A 10,065-nucleotide genomic window follows, 5' to 3' on the forward strand; every position below is an offset into this window, starting at 1 on the left:
GCGAATAACCGTACGCACGGGAGATTTCGATGAAGGCATGGATCAGGGGGCTGGGCGCGGCCGTCGTGGCGGGCGTCATGTCGACGGGACTTGCGGTGGCCGCGCAGGCGCTGCCCGGCACCGGAAAGACGGTGAACTACGCGCAAGGCGACAGCCTGGGCGGCAACTACGTCGCGACGCAGATCATCGTGAAAGCGCTGCAGCGGCTCGGCTACGACGTGAAGCTGAGCACGATGAACACCACGCTGTTTTTTCAGGCCGCGGCGCAAGGCGACGAAGACATCGCGACGGATGTGAATTTCCCGCAGCGGCTGCCGGGTTATCGCGCGGTCGAGAAAGACGCGCAGATCGTCGGCAGCGGCATGATCGTCGGCGGTGGCGTGAACGGGTATCTGATCGATCGCAAGACCGCGCTTGCGCACAACATCACGTCGCTCGACCAGCTGAAGGATCCGAAGATCGCGGCGCTGTTCGGCGGTGGCGATGACGACAAGGCGGAGCTGATCAGCTGCGACCCCGGCTGGAGCTGCGGCGACGTGGTCGACTATCAGCTCGGCAAGTTCGGGCTCAAGGACACGGTGCATGCGGTGCGCGGCAAGTATGAAGCGCTGATGGTCAACGAAGTAGTGCGCGTGAAGTCAGGCAAGCCCGCGTTCTTCTATGCGTGGAGTCCGTCGTGGGCAACCAACGACCTCGTGCCCGGCAAGGACGTGGTGTGGTTGCCGACGCCTGCGGATGCATTGCCGCCGAACGTGCCGAGTGCGGGTTCGGCGCTGATTCATGGCGTGCAGGGCTGCGCGGGCGGCGCGGATCCGTGCCGGATGGCGATGGCGTCGTGGAACTGGGGAACCGTGGCGAACCGCTCGTTCATCGCCGCGAATCCAGCGGTGCGCGCGCTGATCGAACAGGTCAAGTTTCCGGTGGCGACCTGGTCGCACTGGGAGTCGGCGATCAGCCAGGACGGCGGCTCGGCGGCGACCATCACGAAGCTCGCGAACGAATGGATGGCGGCCAACAACGGCCAGTTCGACCAGTGGGTGGCGGCCGCGGCGGGTGCGCATTGAGCGCGCGCGCCATGCGTTCGCGACGAACGTTTTACGCGGTGTGGAGGCGGTCATGAAATTCGACCGCTATGACCTGGCGATCCTGGGCATCCTCGCGCGCGACGGGCGCATCACCAAGTCGCGTCTCGCCGAAGAGGTCAATCTGTCGATCTCGCCCGCCTGGGAGCGCGTGAAGCGGCTCGAAGAGGCGGGCGTGATCCGCGGGTATCGGGCCGACGTGAACTGGCTGCGCGCCTTCAGCGGCAGCCGCATCGTCGTCGAGGTGACGCTCGCGCGGCACACGGTGGCGGACATGGCGCGCTTCGAGGCGTGCATCGCGGCGTCGCCCGACGTGATCCAGTGCATGGCGACGGGCGGCGGCATCGACTACGTAATGGTGGTGTTCTCGCGCGACATTGATCACTACCAGCGCTTCATCGACCGGCTGCTGATGGAGGAGCTTGGCATCGAGCGGTACTTCACCTACGTCGTGACGAAGGAGGTGAAGCCCCCGACATCCGGCGTGCCCGCATGGGCGATCGATACGAACGTGGCGGCATAACCGCCTGGCAATCCTGAGCATGACATTTCCGATAACACGGTAACGACGAACCAGATGGAGACGACATGAAAACGACCTTCAAGGCTTCGGCCCTTGCGATACTCACGGCGCTCGGCTGCCTCAGCTGCCTCAGCGGCACCGCGCATGGCGCGGCGGCGATGCCCGGCACGGGCAAGACGATCCACTACGCGCAGACCGACAGCCTCGGCGCGAACTATGTGGCGGTGCAGATCACGATCAAGGCGCTGAAGTCGATGGGCTACGACGTGAAGCTCAGCACGATGGGCACCGTGCTGTTCTTCCAGGCGGTCGCGCAGGGCGACGTCGACCTGGAGACGGACGTGAACTTCCCGCAGAGCGATCCGGACTTTCGCGCGGTGCAGGACCGGGCGCAGATCGTCGGCGGCGGGGAGATCATCGGCGGCGGCGTGAACGGTTATCTGATCGATCGCAAGACGGCGCTCGCGAATCACATCACGAGTCTCGACCAGATGAAGGACCCGAAGATCGCCAGTCTGTTCGGCGACGACGGCAAGGCGCAACTGATCAGCTGCGACCCGGGCTGGAGTTGCGGCGACGTCGTCAACTACCAGCTGGACAAGTTCGGACTGCGGCAGACGGTGCGTCCGGTGACGGGCAAATACGAGGCGTTGATGGCCGATGTCGTGGCGCGTGTGAAGGCCGGCAAGCCTGCGTTCTTCTATGCGTGGAGCCCGTCGTGGACCACCAATGCGCTGGTGCCGGGCAAGGACGTCGTGTGGCTGCCGACACCGACCGATGCTCTCCCGCCGAACGTGCCGAACCATGGCTCGGCGCTCGTCAACAACGTGAAGGGTTGCGCGGGCGATGCGAATCCCTGCCGGATGGCGATGGCGTCGTGGAATTACGGGTCGGTGGGCAACCGCGAGTTTCTCGCGGCGAATCCGGTGGTGAAGGCACTCGTCGAACAGGTCAAGTTCCCGGCCGATACCTGGTCGGCCTGGGAACAGGACATCAGTACCGCGAACGGCAACACGGGTGTGGTGACGGACCTGGCCGATCAGTGGATCCGAAAGAACCGGAACGAGTTCGATCACTGGGTGTCGGTGGCCAGCACGACGAAGTGACGCGCGGTTTTGGTTTTAGTCGTGCTCAACGCGGCCAGTGCCGGCGCGAGACGACCGCAAAGCTCACGGCGATCGCACCGGTCGCCGCGCGAACAGGTATGTCGTGCGGCAAGTCGCCGAATCGGGAGCGGCGACTGTGCGCTTGACGCGGATTGGATTCGGCATCGACCGCCGTTTTGCCGATGGTGTCGGATTCAACGGCCGCCTGCGGCCGGTCAGTTATCGAGCCTGGAACTGGCATGACGGATGTTCTTCGAGAGGAGCATGTCCGTATTGAACGCTTCGCCTGTCGATCGGTAAAATGAATGTTTTTACCCGTGTGATTACTTTTCCGAATGGAATTGAAATTACTGAAGACGTTCCTGACCGTTACCGAGCTGCGCCATTTCAGCCGCGCGGCGGATGCGCTGCACATGAGCCAGCCGACGCTCAGCAAGCAGATTGGCGCGTTGGAGGCGAGCCTCGGCGGCAGGCTGTTCGAGCGCGGCCGGCACGGTGCGCAGCTCACGCCATTTGGCGAGACGTTCCTGGCCGATGCGCAGGCGCTCGTACGCGACGCCGATGAAATCCTGCTGCGTGCGAGAGAAGCGAGCAGCGGCCGGCACGGCCACTTGCGCATCGGGATCGGTCTGTCTGTGCTGACGATCGTGCCGGGCCTGATTGCTGATTTTCGGCGACAGCATCCTGGTGTCAGCGTCACGTTGAGCGATCTCTCTTCCGCCGAGCAGACGCGTCGTCTTCTGGCGGGCAAACTGGATGCCGGCTTCATTCGCTTGCCGCCGGAGGAAGGACTGTCATCCGTCAAGGTCGTGGACGAAGTCCTTGCGCTCGCAATGCCGCCGCACCTTCGCTACGCACGCCTTCCAGCGAACCTCGAAGTGCTCAACGAAACCGGCTTCATTGCGCTGGAGCGTACGCGCGCGCCGGGGCTCGCTGCACTGATCGACCGATGGTGCGTCGAACATCGCTTTGTGCCGAACGTGACGCAGCGGGCCGAAGACACCCAGTCGGTACTGACGTCGGTTGCCGCGGGAGTGGGCATTGCGTTCATTCCTTCGCGCGCGCGACATCTGCTGCGGGATGCCAGGGTATTGCCGCTTCCTGGCAAACACGCAAAGTGGCGCGTGGGACTCGCATGGCCGTCCGTTCGCGAAGATCCGGTGACGGCGCGTTTCGTTGCGTTCGTGCGGGCTGCGATGAAGGGCGGGTGATGGGCGGGGGTTCTGAAAGCGCGTTCTGACAGCGTGCACCGTTGTGCTAGCATGTGCCGCATTGTCATCGACATGGAAGGAGGTTGCCGTGAATACCCAGCCTGATTCGGCGCTCCTTCCTGCCAGCACGATGCATCCGCGGTCGATCCTGGGCAGGAGCTGTGGGCGCCTCAACGCCACGCGAGATCCTTCCCTTGACTATCTGCTTTCGCAACGACCGTTCCCCCACCTCTGATCCTCTCCATCTCTTCGTAGCCAGTGTGCTGCGCGCCGCAGGATGCGTCTATGCGGACGAAGAAGCTCGACTGCTGATTGCGTCGATACCGCTGGCGGACCTGCACAAAAAGGTCGAACAACGCGTCTCCGGTATTCCGCTGGAGTACGTGCTGGGCTGGGCGAATTTCCTCGGTCATCGCATTGCGCTGGAGGCGGGCGTGTTCATCCCACGCCGCCGAAGCGAATTTCTGGCTTCGCAGGCAATCGACCTGCTCGCAGCGGGCGGCGTGCTGCTGGACCTCTGCTGCGGGTCGGGCGCGCTAGCCGCCGTGATCGCCGCCTCCTTCGCAGCTGACGAGCCCGTGACCGTCTGGGCGTCCGACATCGATCCGGTTGCGGTGCGATGCGCGAGGTCGAACCTCGCCCAGGTGCGCGCGCAAGTGGTGGAGGGCGATCTGTACGAGGCGTTACCCGCTGAGTTGCGCGGACAGGTGAGCGTGATCGTCGCTAATGCGCCCTATGTGCCGGCAGAAGAAATCGAACTGCTGCCGCGCGAGGCCCGTCTTTACGAACCGCATCGAACCTTTGCCGGCGGCCCCGATGGTCTTTCGGTACAGCGACGTGTCGCGGAGGAAGCACGGACCTGGCTCGCTCCGGGCGGCAGCTTGCTGGTGGAGACTTCAGAAGCCGCCGCGTGTCGTACCGAGGCCATGTTCGAGACGTTCGGGTTGACCACGCGAGTGGTCCGCTCCGAGACCTGGGATGCGACCGTGGTGATCGGGAGCCGACCGGTGTAGTGCCTCGTGACGTGTGCGTCATGCCGGCGGCGCGGCCGTTGTCACCTGCGAGTGAGGACGGTCGCACCGCTGCGGCCTTCAATCATTCGCCGGTCCAGATGCGCCCTTGTTTTGCAGTACGTTGAAGCGCAGCAGTTTTCCACCGACGCTCGAATCGCCAGGCGAGACCGCGACGAAAAGCGTATGACGCTCCGGCACGAGAACGGCTGTCTTGGCGCCCTTGGCCGTCGGAACGCGCGCGACCTCGTCGTAGTGGTCGGGATCCTTCTGCTGGATGACGCTCGTGTAGTCGTCGCCCGTTGCATAGACCCGCTGGTTCGCACGGTCGAAAATCACCTGATCGGTGCGTTGCGGCGCGTCGAACGAGGCAATCGTGCGGCCGTCTTTCGCATCGAGCACCAACAGTTTGAACGGCTCGCGCGTGACGACGAAGAGCCGCTGATGGGCCTCGTCGAAGGCCATCGCGGCGTTGAGTTTAGCGCCTTCGATCGGCCAGTTCGCGAGTACCTTGAGCGTTCGCTTGTCGACCACGGCGATCGTGTTCCTGCCCGTCACGTTGATGAAGAGCCGGTTGCCGTCCTGTTCCACCGCCATTGCCTCGACGCGGTCGGTGTTGAACGTGATGTCGCCGATCTTCTTGCCGGTGCGCGGATCCACGGCCGATACCGCCGTATCCGGCAGCGCCGGATCCGCGTTCTTGCCGACGCTGACGATGTATTCGCGGCGGGTCGAGGGATCGTAAAGCATCGGGTCCGCGCCCACCACGAGCGGAATCGAACCGATGATGCGATAGTTCGACGCATCGACGATGCGCGTCATGCCGGCGCCGCTGTCAGTAACGACAAGTCGCTTCAGGTCCGGCAGATACAGAGGGGAATGCGGCTGATCGAAACCCTTGATCGTCCGCAAATGCTTGCCGCTGGTGAGATCGAATACCTCGAGCGTGGAGCCGTCCTCACCCGCCAGAAAGAGCCGGTTGCCCGCGACGTCCGCGGCGAAGTGATCGAAATCGCCCTTGTACTCGGGCAGGCTCGTGCTGCCTGCCAGTTGCAACGGCATGCCTGCCGTCGTCGTCGCGCCGGGTGCCGGCGTTGCCGCATAAGGCAATGTCGAATGAAGCCCAGTGGACATCAATATCGTGAACGACAGGGCTGCAAGATCGCGAGAACGCATGTTCGTTATCCTGAGAAAAACGGCGAAGCGCGCTCTCCGGTGGATCAGGAGAGTGCGCTTCGTCGTTCGATACGGGTTTGCAACGCTTATTTTGCCGGCAGGAACAGCGTGCCGAAGGTCGGAATCTCCTTCGACATCACGTCGCGCAGGTGCGTCGCGGCAACGTAGAACTGCTGCTCGGTCTTCGTGTGCGAGGCGTCGTTCTTGTACGCCAGCACGAGCTCGCCGATGTTGTTGCCCGACACGTCACGCAGCGGCAGCATCACGACGAACTTCTGAACGATGTCGTTCGGCCGGTGCCAGCGCGGATCGACTTCCGTGATGCCCAGTTTCGAAATCGGGATATCGTCCGGATCGTCCGCATCGCCGATGCGATCCTTATAGGAACCGGCGTACATCGACGCGGCAGCGAACATCGTGTACGTGTCCGGCGCCGCGCCCGGCGGCACGCCGTGGAACGTCACGCTGACCAGCTCGGGGTGTTCCTTCATGACCTGGTCGGCCAGCTTCTGGCCATAGATCTTCGCGGTCGGCGGTGTCCAGTTCTTGTGCGCATCGGGCGGCGGCGGCGCGACGGGCGCGGCATCGGCCGCATAGGTCGCATAGGCCGACGTCAGGCCGAGCATTGCGACGAGCAGGGTGGTGGACAGCGTCTTCATGTGTCTCCTCTTTATCGTAAAGACGTGATGGAAGCGAATATGGAATTCAGTCTAGATTCGTCACCTTGAGCGAGCATGAAGCGAATCTGAACGTGCTTTCAGTTTCGATCGCATCACAGGTCAGTTCTGATCGAGCTTGGCGAGCTCCTGCTTGACCACGTCCGGAGTCAGCGGAATATAGACACCTTCCTTTGCTACGACGTCCTGACCTTGCTGGCTCAACACGAGCTTCAGGAATTCCTTGATCTTCGGCTCCAGCGGCACGCCGGGCTTCTTGTTGACGAAGATGTACACGTAGCGCGACAGCGGATACTGGTGCTCGTAGACGCTCTGAACCGTCGGCGCGATGAACGGATCGCCCGCCTTGTCCGCAAGCGGCACGACCTTCACGTTCGGCGTAACGTTCGCCAGCATCGCGTAAGTCAGACCGCCGGGACGCGACGCCATATCCTGTGCCGCAACGGTGAAGGCGTGCAGGAAGCCCTTGCCCTTTATGAACTGAACATCGTCCTTGTATTCGCCGCCTTCGAGCACATTCATCCGGATGTAGTACTCGATGCCATTGACAGGCTTCAGGCCATACAGATGGATCGGCCGGTCCGCCCACGCTCCCGTCAAACCGAGGTCACCCCAGGTTTTGATGTCGGCGTGTCCGCGCAGTCGCGTCTTCGAATAGATCGCGTCGAGCTGGTCCAGCGTCAAGCCCTTGATCGGGTTGTCCTTGTCGACCAGGATCACCGACGCCGCGGTTTTGCCAAGCGAACCGACACTGCCCGTTGCCACGCGGATCGAGAGCGGCTTGTAGCCGTATTTGTCGACGAACGCCTTTTCTTCGGCGGGCAGCAGTTCGCGTCCGACCGGCGCGAGGTCCGCGCTGCCGTCAGTCAGTGCGGGACCGCCCGAGCCCGACGCTCTCGCTTCCATCGTCACGCTCAGGCGCGGGTAGGCCTTGCGAAACATCTCGACCCAGCCGAGCGTGATTTCGTCCATCACATCCGCGCCGACGAGGTGCAATTCCTCTTCGGGCTGCACCTGTACCGGGCCCGGCTGCCAGCTCTTGATACTCGGGTCGACGCTGAGGTGGTGTTCGACCGCTGCGTATTTCAGCGCGAAAGCGGAAGGGGATGCCACCATGCCGAGTGCCGCCATACCGATCGATGCAATGGCGGATACTATCGCGCGCCGGCGCATCACGCTCATTTCCTGCTTCTGTTTCATAGTCGTCTCCTGAATCTCATGGTCGTTGTTGGCCGGACGGCCTGGGAAATCGTTACGAACGCGGTGATCGCGCGGGGTGTGCATCGAGCCCGGGGGATGACCTGCTTACAGTGTCGGTTCGCTGGCTAAAGCGAACCTGAATCGATTCTGAGCAAAATTTAAGGAAACCCGACGCTGGCGGTCTTCTAGAACTTCTGGCGCATGCCGAGGAAAGCCAGCATCTGCGAGCGGGCGCCCGAGTTCACGTCGTAGGACCCGATCACAGCCTGTGCCGCGCCGATGCCGTTCGTTCCGCTGGCATGCTGCCAGGCGGTCGTCGCGTACAGGTCGGTGCGCTTGCTCAGCAGGTAGTCGACCCCCAGGTTCAGCTGGTGATATTTCGCCGAAGAGTCGCCGGTGGACCGCGTGTAGTTGTATCCCACGATGGTCAGAAAGACCGACGTTACCGGCCACTGCGCGTAGACCGAGCCGTTGTGATATTTTTCCGACCTCGAAAATGAGGAGGCCGCGTCGGGCTTGTATTGGGAGAAGCTGTAGGCGCCGCCGAGCGTCACTTTGCCGAGCAGGTACTGCACGCCTGCACGCGTGATGTCGACCGAGTGCGCCGATGCGTAGGCCTGGTTGACGGCGCTGTTGAAGAACGAGTCGGCGGACGTGGTACCGCGGGCCGACGTGGCGGCATTGCCGTTGTCCACGTGGAGGAACCCGGCGGCCGCGCTCAGCGGCCCGTTCGCATACGAAGCGCCGCCCGACCAGGTCTGGCCCGACCCCGTGGATCCGGCCACGCCTCCAAACGCATACATCGCTTGCAGCGTGAAGCCGCCCCACGATGGGCTGGCCCATTGGATCGCATTGTCGAACTCGACGCTGTTGTCGTAGTTGTCGACGTCGCCAGGCGGCGCAAACGTGCCGCTGTAGGTTTGCGCCGTCACGGGTTGCACGAGCTCGGTGACCGGATCGTTCTGGCGGCCGAGCGTCAGCGTTCCCCACGCTTTGCTCGACAGGCCCACGGTGGCCTGCGACCCGAAGAGCCGGTGCTCGTTGCTCAATTCGCCGCTATTGATGTCGAAGTTGTTCTGAAGGGTGAAATCCGCGGTCATCCCGCCGCCGAGATCCTCCGAACCGGACAGTGTCCATTCGTCCGTGGACAGGATTCCCGAAGCCATGTTCCATTGCGAACGATGTCCGTCGCTGTTGTGAACATAGGCGACGGCGTCATCCACCACGCCGGACAGCGTAACCGATGGATCGGCGTGCGCCGACAGGGAAGCGGTCGCCAGAACGGCGCACGTAACGGCAATCTTCGTCTTTTTCATTTCGCAATAGTTGATTAGCTAAACTGACTATTGTGTGTAGACAGTCGGATCATGTGTGTCGAACCGTTCGTGGCTACACGACTCGTCCAGCCGTCGGCCGGACGGTCTTGTTCCGATATTTACCGCTCTTACGGCACTTAACGCGCTGGCTCGAACAGCGAAGCAAGTGATGGCGTACGCAAGGCGATTTCGTCTCGTACGTGCTCGGCTTGCTGCACGATCGACCCACGGTCGGTTTCCGGCGTGGAATGGAACGTCGATCCGATCACGCCGATCGTTTTGCCCGTCGCGTCGTGCATCGGCAACTCGACCGACAGATCGCCGGTTTTCGTGTTTTCAACGCGCTCCTTGCCGCTGGTGAGCACGGAAAGGTCGTCCGAATCGGCGGCTTTGCCGATGCGGCCGATATTCGACGCGATGATCACGTTCTGCGTGCCGGCGGGCGGCGTGACGTGGAACGCGAGCACAGTGAGTTCCGGGTGAGCGGCCAGCGTGGCGCTTACGAGTTGCTGGGCGTACGGTGCGTTCGCCGTCTGGGCGTGAACCGAAGCGGCGAACGAAAGCAGCAGAGCCGCGGTGACTCGGGTCCAACGGTACATGTCAGTACTCCGGGAAAAACGAGCGTGTGGACGAACGACGGAGCAGGCGATCGGGAAAGCGTCAGTCGCCTAGTCCGCTGAACCGGATGAATTGCACCGGATGCGTCGAGTTGGATCGGAATACTTCCATTTCAACGGGGCAGCTTGCTTGTTGTATTGGCGAAT

Annotated in this window: 10 protein-coding genes; 5 read left to right on the plus strand and 5 right to left on the minus strand. The window is 62.7% G+C overall.

From position 1 onward, the window contains the following. The first annotated feature begins 29 nt into the window (after positions 1 to 29). From proX (DVS29_RS31775) to DVS29_RS31800, 5 genes are all read left to right on the plus strand, one after another. Positions 30 to 1,064 carry a glycine betaine/L-proline ABC transporter substrate-binding protein ProX gene (proX, locus tag DVS29_RS31775; protein WP_118184497.1) on the plus strand — a complete coding sequence of 345 codons (1,035 nt, stop codon included), beginning with the start codon at positions 30 to 32 and terminating at the stop codon, positions 1,062 to 1,064. Between the two features lie 52 nt (positions 1,065 to 1,116). Next, positions 1,117 to 1,605 carry an Lrp/AsnC family transcriptional regulator gene (locus DVS29_RS31780; RefSeq protein ID WP_118184511.1) on the plus strand — a complete coding sequence of 163 codons (489 nt, stop codon included), beginning with the start codon at positions 1,117 to 1,119 and terminating at the stop codon, positions 1,603 to 1,605. Between the two features lie 65 nt (positions 1,606 to 1,670). Beyond that, positions 1,671 to 2,711, plus strand: coding sequence for a glycine betaine/L-proline ABC transporter substrate-binding protein ProX (gene proX, locus DVS29_RS31785; RefSeq protein ID WP_118184498.1), 1,041 nt, complete (start codon positions 1,671 to 1,673; stop codon positions 2,709 to 2,711). A gap of 335 nt (positions 2,712 to 3,046) precedes the next feature. Then, on the plus strand, positions 3,047 to 3,922 hold the full coding sequence (locus DVS29_RS31795; RefSeq protein WP_118184500.1) for a LysR family transcriptional regulator: 876 nt from the start codon (positions 3,047 to 3,049) through the stop codon (positions 3,920 to 3,922). 194 nt (positions 3,923 to 4,116) lie between these two features. Continuing rightward, positions 4,117 to 4,935 (plus strand): putative protein N(5)-glutamine methyltransferase, encoded by an 819-nt coding sequence (locus DVS29_RS31800; RefSeq protein ID WP_240655910.1) that lies wholly within the window; start codon positions 4,117 to 4,119, stop codon positions 4,933 to 4,935. 78 nt (positions 4,936 to 5,013) lie between these two features. Here DVS29_RS31800 and DVS29_RS31805 read toward each other — a convergent pair whose 3' ends face one another. From DVS29_RS31805 to DVS29_RS31825, 5 genes are all read right to left on the minus strand, one after another. Continuing rightward, the gene (locus DVS29_RS31805; protein WP_118184501.1) at positions 5,014 to 6,108 is read right to left on the minus strand and encodes a YncE family protein; all 1,095 of its coding nucleotides are present in this window, start codon (positions 6,106 to 6,108) and stop codon (positions 5,014 to 5,016) included. An 86-nt stretch (positions 6,109 to 6,194) separates the two neighbouring features. After that, positions 6,195 to 6,767, minus strand: a complete 573-nt coding sequence (locus DVS29_RS31810) for a hypothetical protein (protein ID WP_118184502.1) — start codon at positions 6,765 to 6,767, stop codon at positions 6,195 to 6,197. 120 nt (positions 6,768 to 6,887) lie between these two features. Then, positions 6,888 to 7,985, minus strand: coding sequence for a PstS family phosphate ABC transporter substrate-binding protein (locus DVS29_RS31815; RefSeq protein ID WP_118184503.1), 1,098 nt, complete (start codon positions 7,983 to 7,985; stop codon positions 6,888 to 6,890). A gap of 185 nt (positions 7,986 to 8,170) precedes the next feature. Further along, on the minus strand, positions 8,171 to 9,301 hold the full coding sequence (locus DVS29_RS31820) for a porin (protein WP_118184504.1): 1,131 nt from the start codon (positions 9,299 to 9,301) through the stop codon (positions 8,171 to 8,173). Between the two features lie 137 nt (positions 9,302 to 9,438). After that, positions 9,439 to 9,900, minus strand: a complete 462-nt coding sequence (locus DVS29_RS31825) for a hypothetical protein (protein ID WP_118184505.1) — start codon at positions 9,898 to 9,900, stop codon at positions 9,439 to 9,441. Positions 9,901 to 10,065 lie beyond the last annotated feature (165 nt).

The organism is Paraburkholderia phosphatilytica (genome assembly GCF_003443895.1).
Taxonomy (GTDB): domain Bacteria; phylum Pseudomonadota; class Gammaproteobacteria; order Burkholderiales; family Burkholderiaceae; genus Paraburkholderia; species Paraburkholderia phosphatilytica.

Bases quoted from the DNA above. Each gene is read 5' to 3' on its own strand.
- DVS29_RS31820 (WP_118184504.1), bottom strand. From the start codon at position 9,301: ATGAAAAAGACGAAGATTGCCGTTACGTGCGCCGTTCTGGCGACCGCT.
- DVS29_RS31815 (WP_118184503.1), bottom strand. From the start codon at position 7,985: ATGAAACAGAAGCAGGAAATGAGCGTGATGCGCCGGCGCGCGATAGTA.
- DVS29_RS31805 (WP_118184501.1), bottom strand. From the start codon at position 6,108: ATGCGTTCTCGCGATCTTGCAGCCCTGTCGTTCACGATATTGATGTCC.
- DVS29_RS31810 (WP_118184502.1), bottom strand. From the start codon at position 6,767: ATGAAGACGCTGTCCACCACCCTGCTCGTCGCAATGCTCGGCCTGACG.
- DVS29_RS31795 (WP_118184500.1), top strand. From the start codon at position 3,047: ATGGAATTGAAATTACTGAAGACGTTCCTGACCGTTACCGAGCTGCGC.
- DVS29_RS31825 (WP_118184505.1), bottom strand. From the start codon at position 9,900: ATGTACCGTTGGACCCGAGTCACCGCGGCTCTGCTGCTTTCGTTCGCC.
- proX (WP_118184497.1), top strand. From the start codon at position 30: ATGAAGGCATGGATCAGGGGGCTGGGCGCGGCCGTCGTGGCGGGCGTC.
- proX (WP_118184498.1), top strand. From the start codon at position 1,671: ATGAAAACGACCTTCAAGGCTTCGGCCCTTGCGATACTCACGGCGCTC.
- DVS29_RS31780 (WP_118184511.1), top strand. From the start codon at position 1,117: ATGAAATTCGACCGCTATGACCTGGCGATCCTGGGCATCCTCGCGCGC.